Consider the following 24,961-nt stretch of genomic DNA (forward strand, 5'->3'; position numbering starts at 1 on the left):
GCGGCACCATGACCCACGACTTCCCCTTCACCACCGTCCTCATCGCCAACCGCGGCGAGATCGCCGTCCGCATCGCCCGCAGCGTCCAGCGGATGGGCCTGCGCGCCGCGGCGGTCTACGCCCCGCAGGACGCGGACGCCCTGCACGTCCGCGTCGCCGACGTCGCCGTCCGGCTCCCCGGTACGCGGGGGAGCACGGACAGACGGGCGACGGCGGCGACCACCTACCTGGACATCGGCGAGATCCTGCGCGCCTGCCGGGAGACGGGGGCCGAGGCCGTCCACCCCGGCTACGGCTTCCTCTCCGAGAACGTCGAGTTCGCCCGCGCCCTGGAGGAGGAGGGGATCGCGTTCATCGGCCCGCCCAGCTCGGCGATCAATCTGATGGGCGACAAGATCCGGTCCAAGAACCACGTGGCCGGCCACGGCGTCCCCGTGGTCCCCGGCGTCAGCGACCCCGGACTGGACGACGCCGCCCTGATCGAGGCGGCGGACCGGGTCGGCTTCCCCCTGCTCATCAAGCCGTCCGCCGGCGGGGGCGGCAAGGGCATGTTCGCCGTCCGGAGCGCCGAGGAGCTCCCCGCCGCGCTCGCCTCGGCACGGCGCACGGCCGCCGGCGCGTTCGGCGACGACACGCTGCTGCTCGAGCGGCTCGTCACCCGGCCGCGGCACATCGAGGTCCAGGTCCTCGCCGACGGCCACGGCCGCACCGTCCACCTCGGCGAGCGGGAGTGCTCGCTGCAGCGTCGGCACCAGAAAGTCGTCGAGGAGGCGCCCGCGCCGCTGCTCGCCGGGCTGGGCGCCGACGGCGAGCGCATCCGCGCCGAGCTCGGCGCCGCCGCCGTCCGGGCTGCCGAGTCGGTCGGCTACATCGGCGCCGGCACCGTCGAGTTCCTCGTCTCCGACGACGCACCGGGCGAGTTCTTCTTCATGGAGATGAACACGCGGCTGCAGGTCGAGCACCCGGTCACCGAGGAGGTGGTCCGGATCGCCGGCGGAGGGGGCGGCGCCGGCGGTGAGGAGAGGCCGATCGACCTGGTCGAATGGCAGGTGCGGATCGCGGCGGGGGAGCGGCTCCCGTTCGTCCAGGACGACGTCGTACTGCGCGGCCACGCGATCGAGGCGCGCATCTACGCCGAGGACCCCGCCGAGGGATTCCTGCCCTCCAGCGGCGAGGCCTTCCGGGTGGAGCTGCCGGGCGGCGACGGCGTGCGGGTGGACTCGGCGATCGAGGGCTCCGGCACGGTCGGCTCCGAGTTCGACCCCCTGATCGCCAAGGTGATCGCCCACGGGCCCACCCGGGACGAGGCGCTCGAGCGGCTGCAGCGGGCCCTCGCCGCCACGACGATCGTGGGCGTGCGAACCAACGTGGCCTTCCTGCGCGCGCTGCTCGCCCATCCCGAGGTGGCCGCCGGCCGCCTGGATACCAACCTGATCGGGCGGTGGACCGAGGAGCAGGGCGGGCGCTTCGTGCCGGAGCGGCCGACCCGGCAGGACCTCGTATTCGCTGTGCGCGGCCAGCAGGCCTGGGAGAGGGAGTTTCAGCCGGCTGCGGGGTCCACCGGCGGTCCGATCGGCGGGCCTGGACAGGGTCCCTGGCAGCTGCTGGACGGCTGGCGCCTCGGCGAGCCGGCCCGCCCGACGTACTGGCTGGACGTCGACGGCGAGACCGTCGAGGTGGTGCCCGAAGCGAACGATTCCGACGACGCCGGCGACCCGGTTACCGCGGCCGACCGGGGCGATGCGGTCGACCCGGACGGCGGACGCGTCCTCGACTCCTTCGGCGACTTCGCCGCGACGGATCCGGTCTCCGGCGCGCGCGTCCTCCGCGACCCCGCGGGCGGGATGTGGCTGGTCCGCGCGGGGACGACGAACCGGCTCCGGCTCCTGGACCGGCGCGAGGTCCTCCACCGCCAGCTGGCGGTGCTCGAGCGGGAGGAGGCCGGCGGCGAGCCGAACGTGACGGCGCCCATGCCGGGCGCCGTCGTCGCCCTGGACGTCGAGTCCGGCGCGCACGTGGCGGCCGGGGACCGGATCGGCGCCGTGGAGGCGATGAAGATGGAGCACCCGCTGCACGCCTGGATCTCCGGCACCGTCACACTGCACGTCCGCCTCGGCGAGCAGGTCGGCAAGGACCAGGTGATCGCCGTCGTGCACGCCGACCCCCGGCCCGATGCCGGATCGGACTCGACCCCACCCGGGTCCAACGAAAGCTGACATCCACGAAACCTGACCTCAACGAAGCCTGCCCAGCGACCCCCGGCCCGGGGAGAACCGGGCGCCCCGCGACATCCGCACCAGTGGCGAAGGAGCCTCACATGCCGAACTTCGAACTCGAGGACGAGTACCAGGATCTCGTCGACACCGTCCGCGCCTTCGCCGACGAGGTGATCGCGCCCGTCTCAGCGCAGCACGACGAGGAGCACAGCTTCCCCTACGAGATCGTCGCCCAGATGGGCGAGATGGGCCTGTTCGGCCTGCCGTTCCCCGAGGAGTACGGGGGCATGGGCGGCGACTACTTCGCGCTCGCGCTGGCGCTGGAGGAGATCGCCCGGGTGGACCAGTCCGTCGCGATCACGCTGGAGGCCGGCGTCTCGCTCGGGGCCATGCCGGTCTACCGGTTCGGCACCGAGGAGCAGAAGCAGAAGTGGCTGCCGGCGCTGGCCGCCGGCGAGAGGCTCGCGGGCTTCGGCCTGACGGAGTCGGAGGCGGGATCCGACGCCGGCGGCACCCGGACCAAGGCGGAGCTGGTCGACGGCGAGTGGGTCATCAACGGCACCAAGGAGTTCATCACCAACTCCGGCACCGACATCACCCAGCACGTGACGGTGACGGCCGTGACGGGGACCAGCGAGCACGAGGACGGGAACGTCAAGAAGGAGATCTCCACGATCATCGTTCCCTCCGGTACGCCCGGATTCACCGCCGAGGCGGCCTACAGCAAGGTCGGCTGGAACGCCTCGGACACGCACCCCCTGACCCTGAAGAACGTCCGCGTGCCCGAGGAGAACCTGCTCGGCGTCCGCGGCCGCGGCTACGCCAACTTCCTCTCGATCCTGGACGAGGGGCGGATCGCCATCGCCGCGCTCGCCACCGGCGCCGCCCAGGGCTGCGTCGAGGAGTCCGTGCGCTACGCCAAGGAGCGCCACCAGTTCGGGAAGAACATCGGCTCCTACCAAGCCATCCAGTTCAAGATCGCCCGCATGCAGGCCCGCGCCCACACCGCCCGGCTCGCCTACTACAAGGCGGCCTCCAAGATGCTGGCGGGCCAGCCGTTCAAGTCGGAGGCCGCGATCGCCAAGATGGTCGCCGGCGAGGCCGCGATGGACAATGCCCGGGATGCCACCCAGGTGTTCGGCGGCTACGGTTTCATGAACGAGTTCAGGGTCTCGCGGCACTACCGCGACTCGAAGATCCTCGAGGTCGGCGAGGGCACCACCGAGGTGCAGCTGATGCTCATCGCCCGCGAACTGGGACTGTAGGAGGACGGATGGAACGGATCGTGCAGCGGGGCCTGTACTTCGACGAGCTCGTGCCCGGGACCCTCTACGACCACCGTCCAGGCCGGACCCTCACCGAGGCGGACAACGTCCTCTTCACCACCCTGACCATGAACACGCAGTCCCTCCACCTGGACGCGGCCTGGAGCCGCACCCAGCCGTTCGGGCAGCCCCTAGTCAACTCGATGCTCACCCTGTCCACGCTCGTCGGGCTCTCCGTGGCGCAGCTGACACAGGGGACCATCATCGGCCAGCTGGGCCTGACGGACATCCGCTTCCCGCACCCGGTGTTCCACGGGGACACGCTCTACGCCGAGACCGAGATCGTCGAGGCCCGGCCGTCGTCGTCCCGGCCGGGCCAGGGCGTGGTGACGATGAGGCACACCGGCCGCAACCAGGACGACGTCGTCGTCGCCGAGGCGACCCGCACCTGCCTGATGTGGACGCGGGAGGCGCACGAGCAGCACGGGACGGAGTCGTGACGGGCCGGCACGAGGACCGGTTCGACCTCGGACCGGCGATCCTCTTCTGCCCGGCGGACCGCCCGGAGCGCTATCCCAAGGCGGCCGGGCGCGCCGACGCCGTCATCCTCGACCTGGAGGACGCCGTGCTGCCGGCGGACCGCGCCGACGCCCGCTGGGCACTGCTGGCGAACCCGCAGGATCCGGCTCGCACCATCGTCCGGGTGAACCCCGTGGGCACGGAGGACTTCGCCCGGGACCTGGCCTGCCTGGCCGAGTCCGAGTACCGGTACGTCATGCTGGCCAAGACCGAGGCGCCGGAGCAGGTGCGGGCGCTCGCCGACTACCGAGTGGTCGCGCTCTGCGAGACCGCGCTCGGCGTCGTCAACGCGCCGGCCCTCGCCGCCGAGGCGAACGTCGTCGCACTGATGTGGGGCGCGGAGGATCTCGTCGCCTCCCTCGGCGGGACGGCCAGCCGGCACGACGCCGCCACGGGCGCCACGGGGCTGGGCCCCTACCGTTCCGTGCCCCTGCAGGCTCGGGCGCAGGTGCGGCTCGCGGCCGCCGCATACGGCAAGGCGGCAATCGACTCGGTGTATCTGGACCTCCAGGACACCGCCGGCCTGACCGCTGAGGTGAGCGACGCCGTCGCGCAGGGCTTCACCGCCACCGCCTGCATCCACCCCGGGCAGGTGACGGTCATCCGCGACGGCTACGCGCCCACCCCGGAGCAGCTCCAGTGGGCGCGGGGGCTGCTCGCCGAGGCCGAGACACAGACCGGCGCGTTCCGCTACGAGGGACAGATGGTCGACGAGGTAGTGCTCAAGAAGGCCCGCCTCCTGGCCGCGCGCGGGAGACTGGACCCATGAAATCAGTAGTCGGTGCGGCGCTCGGCGCCGTCCTCGCCCTCGGGGCGTTTCCCTTCCTCTACAAGATGTGGTCCGACGACCTGCGGTTCAGGGCCCTCCGGGGCGACGCCGGATTCCCGGAGATCATCCTGCTGGAGGCCGTTCCGGGCCTCGTCCTGGCACTGAGTCTGCTGCTGGTCTACGTCTGGGGCAGGCCCAGCCGCTGGGCCGGCGGGGTCGGGCTGGTCGTCGGCGCGGCGGCAGTCGCCGTCACCTGGCTCGTGATGGGTCGGCTCCAGTACTGGTCGGTCGGGCTGGAATCCCAGTTGCTCATGGGCTCCGGACTGGCGCTCGGCTATCTGGCGGCGCTGATCGTCGGCGGCCGTAGGCCTCAGTCGGAGAGTTCGTAGCGGCGCTCGGGCCGACCGATCGTCCCGTACTTCAGATTGACCCTCGCCCTTCCGGACTCGACGAGGAACTCCAAGTACCGGCGGATCGTGACGCGTGCCGCGCCGAGCGCCTCCGCCGTCTCGGCCGCGGACACGTCGCCGTCGACCTCGGCCAGGAACGATTCGACCAAGTCGAGCGTCTCCCGGCTGTAGCCCTTGGGGGGCCGGCTGGGGCCCGCGCCCGCCCCGAACAGCCGGTCCAGGTCGGACTGAGCCGTCGTCCGGCCTGCACTGAGACTGCCCGAGACCCGCCGGTAGTGCTCGAGTTTGTCGCGCAGGTCCGTCGCCTTGAAGGGCTTGATGAGGTAGTGCACGATCCCGCCCCGCATCGCACGGCGCACCGTGTCGGCCTCACGTGCCGCGGACACCACGATGACATCGGTTGCGTCGGAGATCTCCCGGATCCGCGGGAGCAGGTCCAGCCCGAAGACATCCGGGAGATAGATGTCGAGCAGGACCAGATCCGGCAGGAGGCGGCGCACCGCCGTCAGTGCGTCCGCCCCGGTGTGCGCCGTACCCACCACCTCGAAACCCGGAGTCCCCGCCACGAATCCGGCGTGGACGCGGGCGACCATGAAGTCGTCGTCGACGATCAGTACTCGACTCATCGGCCCTCCCGCCTGAACTCAGCAGTGAAGACGGCCCCGCCCCGGTTCTCGACGCGCACGTCTCCACCGTGCCGCCGGCAGAGTGCTCGGACGATCGCCAGGCCGTAGCCACGCTCGGACCGCGGCCCCGTCTTGGTGCTGAATCCCCGGCGGAAGATCGAGGGCAGGTCGGTGTCGGAGATCCCCGGCCCGGAATCGGCGACGACGCACCGCAGCAGGTTGGGGAGGTCCATGAGCTCCACGTGCACGCGCGGATCCGGCGTCCGGGCGCAGGCGTCGATGGCGTTGTCGGCCAGATTGCCGACGACGGCGGCGACGTCCCGGGAGAGCTCGTCGCCGATCCGGCCGAGCGACGATCCGTCCGATACCGACAGGCGCACGCCACGTTCGGCGGCCAGGCTCGACTTCGCGATGAGGACTGCTGCGACCGTTGGATCGCCGACCCGTTCGGTGACCCCGTCGCGGAACGCCGTCCGGTCCTGCTCCAGCCCATCGATGTAGTGGATGACCTCGTCGTACTCGCGCAGCTGGACCAACCCCGAGATCGTATGGAGCTGGTTGGCGAACTCGTGAGTCTGCGCGCGGAGCATCTCCGTGGTCGCACGCGTCGTCCCGAGTTCGCGTTCGAGTGTCTCCAGTTCGGTCCGGTCCCGCAGCGTGGTGACCCGGCCCTCGACCCGATTGCCGCTGACGATCGGCCGCCGGTTGACCACGATGAGCCGGCTCCCGGCCAGGACCAGCTCGTCGGTGACGCTCTCATCCGAGGTCAGCGCGTCGACGACCTCGTCAGGGAGTCCGAGACTGCCGATGGGCTGAGAGACCGCGTCCGGGGAAAGGTCGAGCAGCTGCGCCGCGGGGCCGTTCAGGACCGTGATGCGCTGCTCGGAATCGACGGCGACCACACCTTCCTTGATGCCGTGCAGGACGGCGGAACGGTGCTCGGCGAGAGCCGCGATCTCGCGGGGCTCCAGCCCGAAGGTCTGCCGCTTGACCCGCCGCGCCAGCAGCAGCGAACCCGAGATGCCGAGGGCGAGGGAGAGCCCCATGTAGACGGCGAGGTTGGGCACCGCGGCCGCAGCCAGCTGCAGCACATGGGGCCGGTCACGGGCGACGACCGCGGTGCCGACCACCTGGCCAGCGTCGTTGAGGACGGGGACGAAAGCGGCGGCGGTGTCCTGTCCGGCCAGCGGCGCGCGGCCGGTCCAGGAACGTCCCGCTGGAGCGGACCGGGGACGGTCCAGCCGTGTCCCCAGCAGCGCCGGCGAGGTGGAGGCAACGACCTCCTGCTCCGGACTGGCGAGCAGAGCCAGGCTGGCCCCGGAGATCGCACGTACCGACTCCGTGACGCTCGGCAGGGCGGCGCCCATCCGCGGGGCCGACCCTGGGAGCTGGGCCCGGACGAGCGGCATCGCCGCGAGCGTCTCCGCCGCAGAGAGCGCGCGCCGTCCTTCGGTCCGCTCGAAGCTCTTGGCCGACTGGGCCATCGAGATGGCGAGGACGCCCGCGAGCATGACGACGACGATCACCAGCTGCAGTGCGAGCAGCTGGCCTGCAAGGGACATGCGTTTGCGATGCTGTGGGCCGGCAACGGGTGCCATGCGGGGTTCCTCGTGCGACGACGGCGGGAGTGATGTACCGGAGAACTGTACCGGCGGGCCGGGTGTCCTCGAAATGTGGCCCGGACCACAAAGATCACAATGTCCACTGCGACCAGAAGAGTGACGCCGGTCACCGGTCTTCGTAGCGTTGCTTCCATTCCGGCGCCCGCCGCTGGGACGTCGAAACCATCTACTGACTCGCACAATCCTCTAGGAGCCTCCATGGGAAAGCGCACATCCGGCGGTCTGGCCGCCCTGTCCATCGCCGCAGTCCTCGCCGCCACTGGTTGTGGCGTGACCTCCGATTCCGGTGCCGACGCCGAGGGCTCGGCGAGCGCGGACGGGCCGCTGACCGATCTGCGGATCATGGTCCCGAACTCGGCGGGCGGCGGCTACGACACCACGGCGCGCGTGGCGGCCCAGACCATGGAGTCGGAAGGCATCGCAGAGTCCATCGAGGTCTTCAACCTCCCGGGCGCCGGCGGCACCGTAGGGCTGGCCCGCCTCATCAACGAGGAGGGCAACGGCGACCTGGCGATGCTCATGGGACTGGGCGTGGTCGGCGCCAGCCACACCAACGACACCGACGCACGGTTGACCGACACCGAGCCGATTGCGCGTCTGGTCGAAGAGCCGGGCGCCATCGTGGTGCCCAAGGACTCCCCGTACGAGACGATCGACGATTTCGTCGAGGCATGGAAGGCTGATCCCGCTCTGCTGGCCGTCGGCGGAGGGTCTTCCCCGGGCGGACCCGACCACCTGCTGCCGATGCAGCTGGCCGAGACGGTGGGCATCGATCCGACGACGGTCAACTATGTCTCGTACGACGGCGGCGGTGACCTCCTGCCGGCCTTGCTCGGCAGCAAGATCGCCGCGGCCGCCTCCGGGATCGGCGAGTTCAAGCAGCAGGTTGAGAACGGGGACATCCGCGTCCTCGCGGTCAGCAGTGAGGAGCGGCTCGAGGGGATCGACGCCCCGACGCTGGTGGAATCGGACATCGACCTGGTGTTCTCCAACTGGCGCGGCATCGTCGCCCCTCCGGGGACCTCCGAGGAGGACCAGCAGGAGCTGACCGACGCCCTGACGGAGATGCACGGGACCGACGCGTGGAAGGACGCCCTGGAGACGAACCAGTGGACCGACGCCTTCCTGACGGGCGAGGAGTTCGAGGCCTTCCTCGGCGAGCAGGACGACCGGGTGTCCAACACGCTGGAGCAGCTGGGACTCGGATGACTTCGCTGAGCCTCTGGTGGAAGAACTATTCCGAGCTGGGTGTCGCCGCCCTGCTCGGGGTGGCCGGCTTCCTCGTTCTGTGGGACGCCTCGACCATCACCGCCCCATACTCGATGGGCGACCCGGTGGGCCCGAAGGCCGTTCCTCGTATCGTCGGGGTGATGCTCCTGGTCTGCGCGGCCGGTCTGGTCGTCCAGGTGCTGCGCGGCCGGTCCGCGCCGGCGGAGGAGGGCGAGGACATCGAACCCGGGACGCCGACGGACTGGAAGACAGTCCTGCCCCTGATCGCCTTGCTCGTCATCACGTCGTCGATCGTCGATGCCGCGGGCTGGGTCATCGCCGGATTCGTCCTTTTCTGGGGTGCGGCGGCGACCCTCGGCAGCCGTCACTGGGTCCGTGACCCGATCATCGCCCTCGTGCTCTCGACGACGTCTTTCTACGGCTTCTACCTGGGTCTGGGGATCCGGCTCCCGGCCGGCCTGCTGGAAGGAGTGCTGTAGATGGAGACGTTCAATCTCCTCATGGAGGGCTTCGCCGCCGCGGCGACCCCGATCAATCTGCTCTACGCGCTCGTCGGGGTCCTCCTCGGGACCGCAGTGGGCGTGCTCCCTGGCATCGGCCCCGCCATGGCGGTCGCGCTGCTGCTCCCTGTCACCTACGGCCTCGGCGCCGACGCGGCGCTGATCATGTTCGCCGGTATCTACTACGGCGGCATGTACGGAGGGTCGACGACCTCGATCCTGCTGAACACGCCCGGCGAGTCCTCGACCGTCATCACGGCAATCGAGGGCCACAAGATGGCCAAGGCGGGCCGGGCCGCGCAGGCCCTGGCGACAGCCGCGATCGGCTCGTTCGTCGCGGGCACGATCGGCACCGTTCTCCTCGTGACGATCGCACCTCTCGTGGTCAAGTTCGCCGTCAGTCTCGGTGCGCCGAGCTATCTGGCGATCATGCTGCTCGCGCTGGTCGCCGTGACCGCCGTACTGGGCCAGTCAAAGGTTCGAGGCTTCGCGGCGCTGGCCCTCGGCCTCGGCATCGGCCTCATCGGAGCGGACCCCGTCACCGGGCAGCGCCGCCTCACCTTCGGCCAGCCGCTGCTCGTGGACGGGGTTGACATCGTCGTCGTCGCGGTCGCGATCTTCGCGATCGGCGAGGCCTTCTGGATCGCCGCGCACCTGCGGCGACGGCCGGTCGAGACGATCCCCGTGGGGCGGCCCTGGATGGGCCGGGAGGACTGGAAACGTTCCTGGAAGCCGTGGCTTCGGGGGACCGCCTTCGGCTTCCCCTTCGGGGCCCTGCCAGCCGGCGGCGCGGAGGTGCCCACGTTCCTCTCCTACGTGACGGAGAAGCGGCTCTCGAAGCACCGGCACGAATTCGGGCACGGCGCCATCGAAGGCGTGGCCGGCCCCGAGGCAGCCAACAACGCCTCCGCCGCCGGCACGCTGACGCCCATGCTCGCGCTGGGGCTGCCGACCAACGCGACGGCGGCAATCATGCTGATCGCGCTGACCCAGTACGGAATCCAGCCGGGACCGCTGCTCTTCGAGAGTCATCCGGCACTGGTATGGGCGATGATCGCGAGCCTCTTCATCGGCAACACGCTGCTGCTGCTCATCAACCTTCCCCTGGCACCGGTCTGGGCGAAGCTCCTGCAGATCCCGCGCCCGTACCTCTACGCGGGGATCCTCTTCTTCGCCACGCTGGGTGCCTACGCCGTCAACCTGCAGACCTTCGACCTGTTCCTGTTGCTGGTCCTGGGGCTGCTCGGCTTCCTCATGCGGCGGTACGGCCTCCCGATCCTGCCGCTGATCCTCGGCGTCATCCTGGGCCCCCGGGTCGAGGAGGAACTGCGGCAGGCCCTGCAGATCTCTGCAGGGGATCCGGCCGGCCTGGTCTCGGAGCCCATCGCGGTGTGGGTCTACGCAATCATCGTCACGCTGCTCCTGGCTCCCCTGGTCGTGAAGGCTGTGCGGGCCCGGCGGACACCCTCGAGTGGTTCGAGCCCAGAGGATCCGCAGGTGGAGGAGACGCGGGAAGATCGGAGCAATCTGGGAGGTCGGTGAGTAGTCGCCGCGGACGGTTCACAGAGCGTGCTCCGCGGTGATTGGCTGACGGGTGTCAGCATTCCGACCGGAAGGGGAACATTGTGAACGAGCTCTACACCACCGAGGCACTCGCCACCGGGGCCGGGCGCAACGGCCACGTGGCCACCCGGGACGGCCGCGTCGAGTTCGATCTCGCCGCTCCCGAGTCGATGGGCGGCAGCGGCGACGGCGCGAACCCCGAGCAGCTCTTCGCCGCCGGCTACTCGGCCTGCTTCCACGGCGCCCTCCAGCTCGTGGCCAAGAAGGAGAACGTGGAGATCCAGGACTCCAGTGTCGGCGGGAGGGTCACGCTCGGGAAGGACGACGAGGGCAACCTCCAGCTCGCCGTGGTCCTCGAGGTCGTGCTGCCGGGCGTGGAGCGGGACGTCGCCCAGGACCTCGCCGACAAGGCCCATCAGGTCTGCCCCTACTCCCGCGCCACCCGTGGCAACATCGAGGTCGACGTCCGCGTCTCCGAGGACTAGACGACGCCGTCCACACTGGCCCGGTCGCGGCCCCGAACGGGGTCACGGCCGGGCCGCTCGTGTCTGTGCACGCGCGGTCCCGCCCCCGGGGCGACGGCCCGTGCCTGCATCCGGCTGGCCTGCGGGCCGGGGAGCCGATCCGGCGGAGGCGTCTGGAACAATGTGGCGGGTGAGCTCACCGCAGAACCCCCCGCCGAAACCGTTCGCCGCGCCGCCGCAGGACAGGGCCCGCCGGATCGCCCTCATCGGCTCCACCGGCTCGATCGGCACCCAGGGGCTCGACGTCGTCGCCCGCGCCGGGGGTTCCGACGGCGGGCGCCGGTTCACGGTCGTGGCGCTCGCCGGCGGCTCGAACGTCGAGCTCCTGGCGCGCCAGGCCGTCGAGCACCGGGCCGAGGCCGTCGGCGCGGCCGGGACGTCGCCGGAGGCCCTGGCCGCCGCGATCACCGAGGCCGCCGGGCAGGCGGGGTGCCCCGCCTACCGGCCCGAGCTCTTCGCCGGGCCGGACGCCGCCGCCGCCATCGCCGGCTGGGCGAGCGCCGACGTCGTGCTCAACGGCATCACCGGATCCATCGGCCTGGCCCCCACGCTCGCCGCGCTCCGCGCCGGGCACCTGCTGGCGCTGGCGAACAAGGAGTCGTTGATCGTCGGCGGCGCGCTGGTCAAGGACGCCGCCGCCGCCGGGCAGATCGTGCCCGTGGACTCCGAGCACTCGGCCCTGGCCCAGGCCCTCCGCGCCGGCGACCCGGACGAGGTCTCCCGGCTCGTCGTCACCGCCTCCGGCGGCCCGTTCCGTGGCCGCACCCGCGCCGAGCTGGCCGACGTCACGCCCGAGCAGGCCCTGGCGCATCCCACGTGGGACATGGGCCGCGTGGTCACCACCAACTCCGCCACGCTGGTCAACAAGGCGCTCGAGGTCATCGAGGCGCACCTGCTCTTCGACATCCCGCTGGAGCGGATCGAGCCAGTGGTCCACCCGCAGTCCATCGTCCACTCCATGGTGGAGTTCGTCGACGGCTCCGTCATCGCGCAGGCCTCCCCGCCGGACATGCGCCTGCCGATCGCGCTGGGCCTCGCGTGGCCGCGCCGCGTCCCCGGCGCCGCCGCGGCCTGCGACTTCAGCCGCGCCGCCGAGTGGACGTTCGAGCCGCTGGACCAGGCCACCTTCGGGGCGATCGAGCTCGCCAAGCGGGCGGCCGCCGCCTCCAGCACCCACATGGCCGTCTACAACGCGGCCAACGAGGAGGCCGTCGAGGCCTTCCACGCCGGCCGGATCGGCTTCCTGCAGATCGTCGACACGGTCGCCGAGATCGTCGAGGAGTACGACGCCGGCGCGATCGTCGGCGACGAGCTCACGGTCGAGTCGGTGCTCGCCGCCGAGGACTGGGCACGAAACCGCACCCACGAGCGTTGGGGACTCCTGTGACCGTTCTTCTGTTCATCGCCGGCGTCGTCCTCGTCCTGATCGGGGTCGGCGCCTCCATCGCCCTCCACGAGATCGGGCACCTGGTCCCGGCCAAGCTCTTCGGGGTGCGCACGCCGAAGTACATGATCGGTTTCGGCCCCACCCTCTGGTCCACGCGCCGCGGCGAGACCGAGTACGGCGTCAAGGCGATCCCGCTGGGCGGATACGTCTCCATGATCGGGATGTTCCCGCCGGCGAAGGGCGGGGACGGCGTCGGGCGGACGGACCTCGGCCGCCCTGCCTCGAGGGCGCAGGAGCCCGCCGCCGCGGAGGGCACGGCCGGGCGGGAACCGGCCGTCGACGCCTCGGCGACCGGCGTCGAGCCCGGGCCGGTGCCGACGACCCGGCGCTCCAGCACGGGCATCTTCCAGCAGCTGGCCGACGACGCCCGCCAGGCCTCCGCCGAGGAGCTCCGGCCCGGCGACGAGAACCGGTTGTTCTACAAGCTGCCGGTCCACAAACGCATCATCATCATGCTCGGCGGGCCGGTGATGAACCTGCTCATCGGGTTCATCCTGCTCGCACTCCTGGTCAGCGGCGTGGGCACGTACCAGAACACCACTCGTGTCTCCACCGTCAACGAGTGCGTGCTCAGCTCCGCCGAGCAGGCCGAGCGCGCCGCGGCCGGTGAGGACTCCTGCCGCCCCGGGGACCCGGAGGCCCCCGCCTCCGCGGCCGGCCTGAGGCCGGGCGACCAGGTGGTGGAGTACGACGGCGTGCGGGTCGCCGAGTGGGACTGGCAGCGACTCACGGAGCTGATCCGCTCCACGGCCGGGGAGACCGTCGAGCTCGCCTACGTCCGCGACGGCGTCGAGCACACCACCCGCATCGAGCCGCTGCTGACCGAGCGCCCGCGACTGGACGCCATCGGCCGGCCCATGACCAATGCCGCGGGCGAGGTCGAGACCGTGCAGGTCGGGTTCGTGGGCATGGGATCGGACACCCGGCACATGACCCTGCCCATCACCGAGGTCCCCGAGAAGGTGGGGGAGAACATCCGGGCCGTCGCCGACGTCGTGCTGGACCTGCCCGCGCGCATGGCGGCCGTCGCGCGTGCCGCGTTCACCGACGCGCCGCGGGACATCAACGGGCCGATCTCCGTGGTCGGCGTCGGACGGATCGCCGGGGAGGTCTCCGCGATGGAGGAGGTCCCGCTGCGGGACCGGGCCTCCACCCTGGTGGGCCTGGTGGCGAGCCTGAACATCGCGCTGTTCGTGTTCAACCTGATCCCGCTGCTGCCACTGGACGGCGGTCACGTGGCGGGGGCGCTGTGGGAGGCGATCCGCCGCGGCTTCGCGAAACTGTTCCGGCGCCGCGACCCGGGACCGGTGGACATCGCCAGACTGCTGCCGGTGACCTACGTGGTGGCCGGGCTGCTGCTGGTCATGGGCGTGCTCCTGATCTACGCGGACATCGTCAAGCCGGTCCAGCTCTTCTGACCTGCGGTCAGGCGCGTTCCCCGGGATAGACCACGCCCAGCTGCCGCCGGATCTCGTCGAGCGTGCCCATGATGCCCACGGAGTCGTCCAGGGTGAGGAGATCGCCCTCGAGGCGGCCCTCGGCGACGTAACGCTCCGCGGCGAGCGCCTGGTACTGCATGCCCCGGCCCGGGATCTCGGAGGCATACTGCTCCACCACCCCGCCGTCGACGCCGTAGACGGTGAAGTCCGCGGCCGTGTACCAGACGCGGTGGATGTCGATCCGACCCTTCGAGCCGATGATGTGGGCGCTGTTCGGCCCTGCGGCGCGGGATGAGGACAGCGAGGTGGACAGGGCCCCGCCGGCGTGGGTGCAGACGGTCGCCACCTCGGTGTCGGCCCCGGTCTCCCCGAGGCGTCCCGAGGCCTTGACCGATGTCGGCTCACCCAGGAGGTCCCACGCGAGGGAGATCGGGTAGATGCCCAGGTCGAGCAGCGCCCCGCCGCCGAGCTCGAGCGCGTTCAGGCGGTGCGCCGGGTCGGCGGGCAGCGACTGCGTGTGGTCCGCCGCGACGGCCCGGATCTCGCCGAGCGCCTCCGCGGCGATGAGCTCGCGGATCCGGATCATGTGCGGCAGGTACCGCGTCCACATGGCCTCCATGACCAGGAGGCCGCGCGACCGGGCCAGGTCCCGGAGCGACTCCGCCTCGCGCCGGTTGAGCGTGAACGGCTTCTCGACCAGCGCGTGCTTCCCGTGCTCCAGAAGCATCCGGGCCGCCGCGCAGTGGTGTGGGTGCGGCGTCGCGACATACACGATGTCGACCTGGGGATCGGCCGCGAGCGCCTCGTAGGAGCCGTAGGCGCGGGCGATGCCGTGCTCCTCGGCGAAGGCGCGGGCAGCGGCCTCGGAACGCGATCCGACGGCGGCGACCTCGAGCCCGGCGAGCCGGGCGTCGCGGGTGAACATGCGGGCGATCGAGCCGGTGGCGAGGACGCCCCAACGCAGCGTGGTCATGGCGAGGAATCTACCAGCGGAGCCTCGTGAGCAGCGGCCGCGCTGTCCGGCCCCGACGACGCACGCAGCCCCCGTGGGACAGGCCCGCCCCGGGGGCCTTGCCGTGGAGCGTCCGTCCGGGTAGACAACGGAGGGAGTGGAACCCCCGCCGACGAGAGGACCGACCCGTGCCCGCACCCGAGACGTCAGCATCCGACCACGAGGACACCGGCCGCCCCGACCCTGGAGACCACGGGTCGGACGGGACCGCCTCCACCGTGCCGACCGCCTCCCCGGCCGGTCACCTGGCGCACCGTCGGTTCCCGGACGAGTTCCTGTTCGGCGCCGCGACCGCCGCCTACCAGATCGAGGGTGCGGCGTTCGAGGACGGCCGGACCGCATCCATCTGGGACCATTTCGCGCGCCAGCCCGGCGCGGTCATCAACGGCGACACCGGCGATGTCGCGTGCGACCACTACCACCGCTACCGGGACGACGTCGCGCTCATGGAGGAGCTGGGTCTGCAGGCCTACCGCTTCTCCACGTCCTGGTCCCGGGTCCGGCCGGACGGCGGGCCCGTGAACGAGCAGGGCCTGGACTTCTACCGCCGGCTCGTCGACGAACTGCTCGAGGTGGGCATCAAGCCCTGGCTGACTCTCTACCACTGGGACCTGCCGCAGGCGCTTGAGGAGAAGGGCGGCTGGACGAGCCGGGAGACCGTGGACCGGTTCCTCGAGTACGCGCTCTCGGTGCACGACGCGCTCGGGGACCGCGTGGAGACCTGGACGACGCTCAACGAGCCGTGGTGCTCCTCCTTCCTCAGCTACACCGCCGGGATCCACGCCCCGGGCCGGCAGTCCGTGACGGACGGGCTGCTCTCCGCCCACCACCTGCTGCTCGCCCACGGCCGCACGGTGCAGGAGCTGCGCCGCCGTGACGGCGAACTCGAGCTCGGGCTGACCCTGAACCTGACGGTCGCCGAGCCCGCCGATCCGGAGGACGAGGCGGACCGGGACGCCGCCCGCCGGATCGACGGCCAGTTCAACCGCTGGTTCCTGGACCCCCTCTTCCGCGGGGAGTATCCGCAGGACATCGCCCTGGACCTCCACGAGGTGGACCCGGCCGCGCTCGCGGCGCTCGAGGACGCCGACCAGGCCGGCGACCTGGCGGCCATCTCCACGCCCCTCGACGCGCTCGGCGTGAACTACTACCACGGCGAGTACGTCGGCGGAGCCCCTCCGGCCGAGGAGCCCCCGGCAGGCGACGCGCCCACCGACCGGGCGACGTCGTCCCCGTTCCCCGCGCACACGAACCTGTTCTGGCACGAGCGCGGCCTGCCGCGCACGGCGATGGGCTGGGAGGTGCAGCCGGCGGGGCTGACGGACCTCCTGCTGCGCGTGGACCGCGAGTACGCGCGCCCGGCCGGGACGGCGCTCTACGTGACGGAGAACGGCGCCGCGTTCGACGACGTCGTCACCGACGGCGGCGACGGCGCCACGCGGGTGGCCGACGCCGAGCGGGCCGAGTTCCTCCGCGCCCACCTCGGCGCCACACTGGAGGCCCGCGAGGCCGGCGTCGACGTCCGCGGCTACTTCTACTGGTCGCTCCTGGACAACTACGAGTGGGCGCGGGGCTATGAGAAGCGGTTCGGGATCGTGCGGGTGGACTACGACACCCAGGAGCGGCTCATCAAGGACAGCGGCCGCGAGTACCGGCACATCATCGCGGAGCGCGCGATCTGACCCGAGGCCACGGTGGGGCGAACGACCGGCCCGAGTCAGTACACTGTGGCGCATGAGTCTGTTTGCCGTCGAATACGTGTACGCCCCGGACACCGAGGAGGCCCGCGCCGAGCACCGGGCCCAGCACCGCGAGCTGCTGGCCGGCCTGCAGGACCCGCAGGCCGTGAAGCTCGTGGCCTCCGGACCGTTCGGGGACGGGTCCGGCGCCCTGCTGATCTTCGCCGCGGCCGGCGAGGAGGCCGTGAACGACGTCCTGAAGCAGGACCCGTTCGTGGCGCAGGGCCTGGTCGCCAACGCCAAGGTGACGGAGTGGAACCCGGTCACCGGGGAGCTCGCCGCCTACGCGTCCTGACGGCGCCGGCCGCACTCCGGACCGCGTCCGCCGTGAGCTGAACCTCCGGTTGCGGCGGTCACACGGGCCGGACCGCGACGGGACGGGCGGCGTAGGATGGATGCAGCGGACCGGCGCGACCGCGCCGTCCGCCCGCTCGACCGACTTCATCTTGGAGGATCCGTGACCGCCGTCTCCCTCGGCATGCCGTCCGCCCCGCCGCCCGTGCTCGCGCCGCGGCGCCGGACCCGTCAGTTCAACGTGGGCAAGGTCGGCATCGGATCGGACTCGCCGATCAGCGTCCAGTCGATGACGACCACCAAGACGCACGACATCAACTCCACCCTCCAGCAGATCGCCGAGCTCACCGCCGCCGGCTGCGACATCGTCCGCGTGGCCTGCCCCACGGACAAGGATGCCGAGGCGCTGCCGATCATCGCCCGGAAGTCCCAGATCCCGGTCATCGCGGACATCCACTTCCAGCCGAAGTACGTCTTCGCCGCCATCGAAGCCGGGTGCGGCGCGGTCCGCGTGAACCCGGGCAACATCCGCAAGTTCGACGACCAGGTCAAGGAGATCGCCGCGGCCGCCAAGGACCACGGGACCTCCATCCGCATCGGCGTCAACGCCGGCTCGCTGGACCCGCGGCTGCTGCAGAAGTACGGCAAGGCCACCCCGGAGGCGCTCGTCGAGTCCGCCATCTGGGAGGCATCGCTGTTCGAGGAGCACGGCTTCCGCGACTTCAAGATCTCCGTCAAGCACAACGACCCCGTGGTCATGGTGCGCGCCTACGAGCTGCTCGCCGAGGCCGGCGACTGGCCCCTGCACCTGGGCGTGACCGAGGCCGGCCCCGCCTTCCAGGGCACCATCAAGTCCGCCACGGCGTTCGGGGCGCTCCTGTCCCAGGGCATCGGTGACACCATCCGCGTCTCCCTCTCGGCCCCGCCGGTCGAGGAGGTCAAGGTCGGCAGCCAGATCCTCGAGGCGCTGAACCTGCGCCCGCGCAAACTCGAGATCGTCTCCTGCCCGTCCTGCGGACGCGCGCAGGTGGACGTCTACACGCTGGCGGACGAGGTCACGGCCGGGCTCGAGGGCATGGAGGTCCCGCTGCGCGTGGCCGTCATGGGCTGCGTGGTCAACGGGCCGGGCGAGGCCCGCGACGCCGACCTGGGCGTCGCGTCCGGCAACGGCAAGGGCCAGATCTTCGTCAAGGGCGAGGTCATCAAGACCGTCCCCGAGAGCGAGATCGTCGAGACCCTGATCGAGGAAGCCATGCGCATCGCCGAGGAGATGGAACCGGTTGAGGGCGGCTCCCCTTCCGTCAGCGTCTCCTAGCGCTCCCGCCGTCGCAGCTGGGCCGGGCGACCGGCTCAGCCGTCACGTGCGCGTCCTGACGGACGAGCACACCGCGGCGCTGCAGGACCTGACCGTCCTGGACCCCGTCGCGCACATCTTCATCCAGTCCCAGTTGGACGGATACGGCACCGCCGAGCCCGCCGCCGCGAGCTCCGGCGGTGCGCTGTTTCTCGGGTACTTCGACGACGACGAGCTGCTCAGCGCCTGCTGGGTGGGCTCCAACGTGGTGCCGCTGACGGCCACGGAGCACCAGGGCCAGCGCTTCGGCGAGGCCATCCGCCGCCTCGACCGGCACTTCTCCTCCGTCTTCGGTCCCTCCGATGCCGTCCGCGGGATCTGGGAGGCCCTCCGCCACGGCCGCCAGCGGGCCTTCAGCGTGCGCGAGAGCCAGCCGCTGCTGGCGACGGCGACCCCCTCGTCGGTCGCCCCCGCCGCCACGCTGCGCCGGGCGCGGCCGGAGGAGTACGACGTCGTCCTGCCGGCCAGCGCGGCCATGTTCGAGGAGGAGTTGGGCTACTCCGCGCTCGCCACGGGCGGGGACTACTACCGCCGGCGGGTTCGCTCGCTGATCGTCCGGGGGCACTGCCTGGTGGACATCGAGCCGGCCGGGGGAGTGAAGTTCAAGGCGGACCTGGGGACCGTGACGCCCGCTGCGGCGCAGATCCAGGGCGTCTGGCTGGCGCCGGAGCTGCGCGGCCGGGGCCTGTCGACCAGCTACATGTCCGCGATGCTGAACTACACGCTCGACGCGGCACCGATCGCGAGCCTCTACGTCAACGACTACAACGACGCGGCGCTGGCCGCGTACCGCCGCGTCGGCTTCGAACGGGTCGGCGAGTTCGCGACGGTGCTGTTCTAGGTTCGAGGACGCTCGTCCTGCAGTCGGTGCCGACGCAAATGTCGCCGCTGAACCTCCTAGCATTGCGTGTGCCTAGACGCATGTCCGGGCAGATCCAATTCGTCGCTGACGTCCATCGTGTCCAACGTGGCCTTCCGAAGGCCTTCCCGGCACCGGCAACGCAGAGCGAGGACCTCGGTGGTCACCAGCCGGCAGTGCGAACCGGCCATGGATCGAAAAGAAATCGATTCTGCAAGTAAGCAGGTTGATTTCCTTAGACGAGTCGAGTTGACTGCTGATGAAACCGGACGAGATTATGCTCGAATCTCAGCCTCGTCGCGCCATTGAAGGAGGGCCTTAATGACGGAACCACTGACCGGCGACGGGATTCCGAAATGGCATGAGTTTATGCACCCCGTTCTCGAGGTCATGAGCGACGGTGAAGCAAAAGAGCGGCGCACGTTGCTCGACGAAGTGTTGACTAGTGTTGGGATTACCGCAAGCCAGCGGGCCATTACATTGTCGATGGGCGATTCCAAAGCGGAGAACCGTGTGGGCTGGGCGATGTCGGAACTCTTTACGGCTGGCCTGTTGCGTCGTCCGGCGCGGGCCATCTATGAGATCACGCCGGATGGCCAAGCTTGGCTTGCCGAGAACATGGGTCCGCTGACGACGGGCCACCTTCGGCATATCCCGCAGTGGATCGAACGCAAAGAAGGGGTACAGCAGGGCAGCCTGGGCTCCGACGCCGGATCGACGAGGCGTGCAGATGACTTGGAGGACCCCGATCCCCTTGAGCAGATTCAGACTGGCATCGACCGATTGCACACTGAAGTCGGGGAACAGCTTCTCGTCCGACTCAGGGACAGTCACCCAGACTTCTTTGAGGAAGCCGTCGTCAAGCTTCTCTTGGGCATGGGCTACGGAGGAGCTGAGCAGCGCGGTATGCGAGTCGGTGGGAGTGGTGACGGGGGAGTGGATGGACTGATCGACCAAGATCCGCTCGGTCTGGATCGCCTCTACGTGCAGGCCAAGCGCTATGGGTCCGGAAATACTGTTGGCCGCGAACAGATCCAGGCGTTTATCGGTGCGCTTCACGGCTTAGGGGCCGCGAAGGGAGTCTTTATCACCACCAGTGCATTCACCAAGCAGGCGCGCGACTATGCTGCGGCCATTCCGACTCGCATCATCCTCATTGACGGTCAGCGCCTCATCAGTCTTATGATCAAGTACCGCGTCGGAGTCCAAGCAGCCCGGACCTATCAGGTGGTCGGTATCGACGAGGACTTCTTCGAGTAGGAAATTTAGAAGGACGTGACGCTGTTGGATTGGCTCCCCTGGATCCTGGTATTACTCCTCGCCGGCGCGGCTGTCGGCCTAATGGTCCTCTGGCGGCGCCAGGTGGCCCTCGTCAGGGCGAAGCACCATGCGCAGGTCACTGAACTGGCGGAGGCCCACCAAGCGAAGGCGGAGCAGGAGGCGACGCTCCATCGGCGAGCCCTGGAGGAGACGCAAACAGCACTCGAAGACCTCGAACGGCGAGCGTCGGACGCCGCTGCTGAAGCTGCTGTGCGGGAAGAACAGTTGCATCGGTTCCTGGCCAGTGCACTTGACTATGATCTGGGCTCCCGAATGGCGCTTCTGGCTGCGTGTGCGAAAGTACCGCTTGACGGCGCCCTAATGTCCAACGTCGTCTTCCTGCGGCGGGGTTCGGAAGGAAATGCAGCCTACCGGCGACAAATCGACCATCTCATCGTCACGCGGTCAAAAGTCTTCCTGATTGAGAACAAGGGATGGAAGGGTTTGGTTTTCGATGGAGTACGGCCCTCAGTTCTCCACCGTGACTTGGGCGCCGTGGTCGATGAGCGCGAACTCGGTGAGCACTTCGCCGTCCACATCGGCGGGAACGGGGCCAAGATTCGGACCGAGACGGAAGGGCCGGAGGGCGGTCGGCGCGTTCCCGTGATCCAGGCGGGACGTCAAGTAGCCGACCTCAAGGACATATTCGCAGAGAAAGGTCTCGGCCTTCCATGGATCGAAGCATGCGTCTTCTACTCCCACGCGGACGTGCGCCTGAGGGCGCACGATCAACAGACAACGTGGAAGGTGCGGGTCTTCGACCGGAGCGGCTTGGACGCGGTCCTGAAGTCAGGGAGCGGAAACGGCGGGATCGACGTCGAGCGCATGGTCGAAGCGCTCGAACCACATTCCGGCGACATCGTCGGCTTCGGACGTTTCAGAGCCGCTTGGCCCGCGCGGTTCTGAGGGCGGGCTTCTCGACGAAGCCCCGGCTGCGGGCCGGGTTCTTCGCCCACCGCGATCCGCGGCCTTCTCTACCCGCGCCGCGCCATCGAGCAGCTCCTCGAATGGGGTGCGGCACCGTCCCTGGACGAACGGGTCTACTTGTCTTCGCGCGGCGCTGGTCTGACCGTCAGGAGCAGGAACCCGCCCGCGATCAGACCCCAGAACGCGGAGCCGACACCGGCGATGGTGGTTCCCGAGGCGACCACGAGGAACGTTCCGAGCGCCACGAGCCGGTGGTCCGGTCGCTCGAAGGCCGTGCCGACGGCATTGATCATCGCCCCCATCAGGGCGAGTCCTGCCGCCGCCTGGATGAGCGAGGGCGGCGCCGACTCCACCAGGAGCGTCGCCAGCGGCGCGGCCAGCCCGAGGACCAGATAGGTCGCCCCGCCGGCGAAGGCGGCGATCCAGCGCCGCCCCGTGTCCGCGTGGGCGTCCGGACCGGCCATGATGGCGGCCGAGAGCGCAGCCAGGTTCATCGGCGGGGCGGCGGCCAGGGCGCCGAGACCGCTCGCGGCCCCCGTGCCCAGCAGGACCGAGCGGCTGATGTCGCGGCGGTAGCCGAACGTCGTCAGGACGGCGAAGCCGGGAATGTTCTGGCCCGCCATCGTGACGATGTACAGGGGCACGCCGAGGGCGACCATGACGGCCGGGTCCCAGACCGGTGCCACGAGGTCGAAGGCCGGCCAGCCGGGCTGCCTGCCGGTCGACGGCTCCGCGACGAGGAAGACTCCGACGGCGGTGGCGACCATGGCGGCGGGAACGGCCCAGCGCGGCGCGAACCGCTGCAGCACCAGCCAGACCAGGATGATCGGCAGTGCCACGAATGGGAGCTCGACGGCCGCCGTCACGGGGGAGAGGCAGATCGGGAAGAGGATGCCCGCCAGCATGGCGGCCGCGATCGACGGCGGGATACGGTTGATCAGGCGCCCCAGCACGGGCCAGCATCCCGTGAGGACGATGAGCAAGCCGCACAGGACGAAGCCGCCGACCGCCGCGGCGAAATCGTCGGTGACGGCCCCGGCCGTGACGAGCAGGGCCGCACCCGGCGTCGACCAGGCGAACGAGACCGGGATCCGGTACCGCCAGCTGAACAGCATCGCCAGTCCGCCCTGCGCCAGGCAGAGCACGAGCAGCGCGGACGACAACTGCGCCGACGTGGCGCCGACGGCCGTCAGGCCGGCGAGGACGATCGCGAACGACGACGCGAAGCCGGTGACCGCGCCGACGATTCCGGCCGAGACCGGCTGGGAGAGATCCGAGATGGTGGACACGGAGGTCCACTCTATTGACCGGCGGACCGCGGTGTCGCGACGGCGGTTCCCGATGACGCGTTCCGCCGCGTCGTCACGCTACAGTGGGGGTTCAACACCGCCCTGTGCGGGAGTGAGGATTTGTACTGAGAAGTTCGTAGATCGGAACGCTAGTGGCCCTTCGCCTGTCCAACCTGTTCTTGCGCACGCTCCGCGACAACCCCGCGGATGCGGAGGTCGCCAGCCATCAGCTGCTCGTCCGCGCCGGCTATATCCGGCGCGCGGCCCCGGGAATCTACACCTGGCTGCCGATGGGACTGAAGGTACTGGGCAAGGTGGAGCAGATCATCCGCGAGGAGATGAACGCCATCGGCGGCCAGGAGGTCTCCTTCCCCTCCCTGCTGCCGCGCGAGCCCTACGAGGCCACCGGGCGCTGGACCGAGTACGGCGACGCCCTCTTCCGTCTCCAGGACCGCAAGGAGGCCGACTACCTGCTGGCCCCCACGCACGAGGAGATGTTCACCCTCCTGGTGAAGGACCTGTACAACTCGTACAAGGACCTGCCGGTGTACCTCTACCAGGTCCAGCAGAAGTACCGGGACGAGGCCCGCCCCCGCGCCGGCCTGCTGCGCGGGCGCGAGTTCATCATGAAGGACTCCTACTCCTTCACGATCGACGACGAGGGCCTCGAGGAGGCCTACCAGAAGCACCGCGCCGCCTACCTCAAGATCTTCGAGCGCCTGGGCCTCGAGGTCGTCCCCGTGGCCGCGACCGCCGGCGCGATGGGCGGCTCCAAGTCGGAGGAGTTCCTGCACCCGACCCCCATCGGCGAGGACACGTTCGTCCGTTCGGCCAGCGGCTATGCGGCGAACGTCGAGGCTGTCACCACGGTGGTCCCCGAGGACATCCCGTACGACGACGCCCCGCCCTTCCAGGTGCGCCACACCCCGAACACGCCCACCATCGACACGCTCGTCGAGGCCGCCAACGAGCTCGCCCCGCGCGAGGATCGCGCCTGGACCGCCGCGGACACCCTGAAGAATGTCGTCCTGGCGGCGACGCTGCCGACGGGCGAGCGCGAGCTCGTGGTCATCGGGGTCCCCGGCGACCGGGCCGTCGACCTCAAGCGCGTGCAGGCCAACCTCGCGAGCCACCTCGACGTCGGCGGCGAGGTCGCCGTGGAGCAGGCCACCGAGGAGGACCTCAAGATCCAGCCGCTGCTCGTCAAGGGCTACGTCGGCCCGGGCCTCGGCCACGAGCACCAGGTCCTCGGCCGCGACGCCGCCTCCGGGATCCTGTTCCTGGTGGACCCGCGCATCGTCGCCGGCACCACCTGGATCACCGGCGCCAACGTCCGCGGCCAGCACGTCTTCGGCCTCGTCGCCGGACGCGACTTCACCTGGGACGGCACCATCGAGGCCGTCGAGGTCCGCGAGGGCGATCCGGCACCGGACGGCTCCGGCCCGCTGGAGACCGCGCGCGGCATCGAGCTCGGCCACATCTTCCAGCTCGGCCGCAAGTACGCCGAGTCGCTGCACCTCAAGGTCCTCGACGCCAACGGCAAGCAGGCCACCGTGACGATGGGCTCCTACGGCATCGGGGTCACCCGCGCCGTCGCCGCCATCGCCGAGGCCTACCACGACGACAAGGGACTGGTTTGGCCGCGCGTCGTCGCGCCGGCCGACGTCCACGTCATGGTCACGGGCAAGGGCGAGGAGCTCGTGCAGGCCGCCGAGGACCTGGTCGCGGAGCTCGAGGGCCGCGGCGTCGAGGTCCTCTTCGACGACCGGCCCAAGGTCTCCGCCGGCGTGAAGTTCGGCGACGCCGAGCTGATCGGCGTCCCGACGGTCGCCGTCATCGGCCGCGGCTACGCCGAGGGCCTCGTGGAGGTGAAGGACCGCGCGAGCGGCGAGCGGGAGAACGTCCCGACCGCCGAGGTCGTGGACTACATCGTCCAGGCCGTCCGCGGCCAGCAGTAGCCGGCCCGGCGTCACCGGT

22 protein-coding genes are annotated in these 24,961 nt (G+C 70.4%); 18 read left to right on the forward strand and 4 right to left on the reverse strand.

Translation table 11 applies throughout. The features are described from left to right. Positions 1-8 precede the first annotated feature (8 nt). From RIN46_RS06815 to RIN46_RS06835, 5 genes are all read left to right on the forward strand, one after another. On the forward strand, positions 9-2,216 hold the full coding sequence (locus tag RIN46_RS06815; RefSeq protein ID WP_309080232.1) for a biotin carboxylase N-terminal domain-containing protein: 2,208 nt from the start codon (positions 9-11) through the stop codon (positions 2,214-2,216). 101 nt (positions 2,217-2,317) lie between these two features. Next, a complete protein-coding gene (locus tag RIN46_RS06820; RefSeq protein WP_309080231.1) occupies positions 2,318-3,481 on the forward strand; it encodes an acyl-CoA dehydrogenase family protein in 1,164 nt (387 codons plus the stop codon). Between the two features lie 8 nt (positions 3,482-3,489). After that, the gene (locus RIN46_RS06825; protein WP_309080230.1) at positions 3,490-3,981 is read left to right on the forward strand and encodes a MaoC family dehydratase; all 492 of its coding nucleotides are present in this window, start codon (positions 3,490-3,492) and stop codon (positions 3,979-3,981) included. Beyond that, positions 3,978-4,829: a CoA ester lyase gene (locus tag RIN46_RS06830; RefSeq protein ID WP_309080229.1), complete on the forward strand. Its 852-nt coding sequence runs from the start codon at positions 3,978-3,980 to the stop codon at positions 4,827-4,829. The genes RIN46_RS06825 and RIN46_RS06830 overlap by 4 nt, the downstream gene beginning before the upstream one ends. Continuing rightward, positions 4,826-5,218, forward strand: coding sequence for a hypothetical protein (locus tag RIN46_RS06835; protein WP_309080228.1), 393 nt, complete (start codon positions 4,826-4,828; stop codon positions 5,216-5,218). Before RIN46_RS06830 ends, RIN46_RS06835 begins: the two co-directional genes overlap by 4 nt. Here the strand turns inward: RIN46_RS06835 and RIN46_RS06840 are convergent. Then, a complete protein-coding gene (locus tag RIN46_RS06840) occupies positions 5,200-5,865 on the reverse strand; it encodes a response regulator (protein ID WP_309080227.1) in 666 nt (221 codons plus the stop codon). The genes RIN46_RS06835 and RIN46_RS06840 overlap by 19 nt on opposite strands. Further along, entirely contained in the window at positions 5,862-7,427 is a 1,566-nt protein-coding gene (locus RIN46_RS06845; RefSeq protein ID WP_309080226.1) for a sensor histidine kinase, read from the reverse strand. The genes RIN46_RS06840 and RIN46_RS06845 overlap by 4 nt, the downstream gene beginning before the upstream one ends. 258 nt (positions 7,428-7,685) lie before the next feature. Here RIN46_RS06845 and RIN46_RS06850 point away from each other — a divergent pair, with 258 nt between their 5' ends. The 6 genes from RIN46_RS06850 (at position 7,686) to RIN46_RS06875 (ending at position 14,169) form a co-directional block, all read left to right on the forward strand. Continuing rightward, complete coding sequence (locus tag RIN46_RS06850) at positions 7,686-8,696, forward strand: tripartite tricarboxylate transporter substrate-binding protein (protein ID WP_309080225.1); 1,011 nt, start codon at positions 7,686-7,688, stop codon at positions 8,694-8,696. Continuing rightward, positions 8,693-9,196, forward strand: a complete 504-nt coding sequence (locus RIN46_RS06855) for a tripartite tricarboxylate transporter TctB family protein (protein WP_309080224.1) — start codon at positions 8,693-8,695, stop codon at positions 9,194-9,196. The genes RIN46_RS06850 and RIN46_RS06855 overlap by 4 nt, the downstream gene beginning before the upstream one ends. After that, complete coding sequence (locus RIN46_RS06860) at positions 9,197-10,759, forward strand: tripartite tricarboxylate transporter permease (RefSeq protein ID WP_309080223.1); 1,563 nt, start codon at positions 9,197-9,199, stop codon at positions 10,757-10,759. Between the two features lie 83 nt (positions 10,760-10,842). After that, positions 10,843-11,265: an organic hydroperoxide resistance protein gene (locus RIN46_RS06865; protein ID WP_309080222.1), complete on the forward strand. Its 423-nt coding sequence runs from the start codon at positions 10,843-10,845 to the stop codon at positions 11,263-11,265. 160 nt (positions 11,266-11,425) lie between these two features. Continuing rightward, a complete protein-coding gene (gene dxr, locus RIN46_RS06870; protein WP_309080221.1) occupies positions 11,426-12,691 on the forward strand; it encodes a 1-deoxy-D-xylulose-5-phosphate reductoisomerase in 1,266 nt (421 codons plus the stop codon). Further along, complete coding sequence (locus RIN46_RS06875) at positions 12,688-14,169, forward strand: site-2 protease family protein (protein WP_309080220.1); 1,482 nt, start codon at positions 12,688-12,690, stop codon at positions 14,167-14,169. Before dxr ends, RIN46_RS06875 begins: the two co-directional genes overlap by 4 nt. A 7-nt stretch (positions 14,170-14,176) precedes the next feature. Here RIN46_RS06875 and RIN46_RS06880 read toward each other — a convergent pair whose 3' ends face one another. After that, positions 14,177-15,163: a Gfo/Idh/MocA family oxidoreductase gene (locus RIN46_RS06880; RefSeq protein WP_309080219.1), complete on the reverse strand. Its 987-nt coding sequence runs from the start codon at positions 15,161-15,163 to the stop codon at positions 14,177-14,179. Positions 15,164-15,420: 257 nt separating this feature from the next. On the opposite strand from RIN46_RS06880, the gene RIN46_RS06885 reads away from it, so the two are divergent. From RIN46_RS06885 to RIN46_RS06910, 6 genes are all read left to right on the forward strand, one after another. Further along, entirely contained in the window at positions 15,421-16,884 is a 1,464-nt protein-coding gene (locus RIN46_RS06885) for a GH1 family beta-glucosidase (RefSeq protein WP_309080514.1), read from the forward strand. A gap of 52 nt (positions 16,885-16,936) precedes the next feature. Beyond that, positions 16,937-17,236, forward strand: coding sequence for a YciI family protein (locus RIN46_RS06890; protein ID WP_309080218.1), 300 nt, complete (start codon positions 16,937-16,939; stop codon positions 17,234-17,236). 162 nt (positions 17,237-17,398) lie between these two features. Further along, entirely contained in the window at positions 17,399-18,550 is a 1,152-nt protein-coding gene (gene ispG / locus RIN46_RS06895) for a flavodoxin-dependent (E)-4-hydroxy-3-methylbut-2-enyl-diphosphate synthase (RefSeq protein ID WP_309080217.1), read from the forward strand. Positions 18,551-18,596: 46 nt separating this feature from the next. After that, positions 18,597-19,430 carry a GNAT family N-acetyltransferase gene (locus tag RIN46_RS06900; RefSeq protein ID WP_309080216.1) on the forward strand — a complete coding sequence of 278 codons (834 nt, stop codon included), beginning with the start codon at positions 18,597-18,599 and terminating at the stop codon, positions 19,428-19,430. Positions 19,431-19,769: 339 nt separating this feature from the next. Continuing rightward, complete coding sequence (locus tag RIN46_RS06905) at positions 19,770-20,708, forward strand: restriction endonuclease (protein WP_309080215.1); 939 nt, start codon at positions 19,770-19,772, stop codon at positions 20,706-20,708. A gap of 15 nt (positions 20,709-20,723) precedes the next feature. Next, the gene (locus RIN46_RS06910) at positions 20,724-21,674 is read left to right on the forward strand and encodes a nuclease-related domain-containing protein (protein ID WP_309080214.1); all 951 of its coding nucleotides are present in this window, start codon (positions 20,724-20,726) and stop codon (positions 21,672-21,674) included. Between the two features lie 134 nt (positions 21,675-21,808). Here the strand turns inward: RIN46_RS06910 and RIN46_RS06915 are convergent, their stop codons facing one another. Continuing rightward, positions 21,809-22,984 carry a benzoate/H(+) symporter BenE family transporter gene (locus RIN46_RS06915; protein WP_309080213.1) on the reverse strand — a complete coding sequence of 392 codons (1,176 nt, stop codon included), beginning with the start codon at positions 22,982-22,984 and terminating at the stop codon, positions 21,809-21,811. Positions 22,985-23,136: 152 nt separating this feature from the next. Between RIN46_RS06915 and RIN46_RS06920 the strand changes: the two genes are divergently transcribed. After that, a complete protein-coding gene (locus tag RIN46_RS06920) occupies positions 23,137-24,942 on the forward strand; it encodes a proline--tRNA ligase (protein WP_309080212.1) in 1,806 nt (601 codons plus the stop codon). Positions 24,943-24,961 lie beyond the last annotated feature (19 nt).

The organism is Zhihengliuella sp., from assembly GCF_031178195.1.
In the GTDB taxonomy this organism is placed as follows: domain Bacteria; phylum Actinomycetota; class Actinomycetes; order Actinomycetales; family Micrococcaceae; genus Zhihengliuella.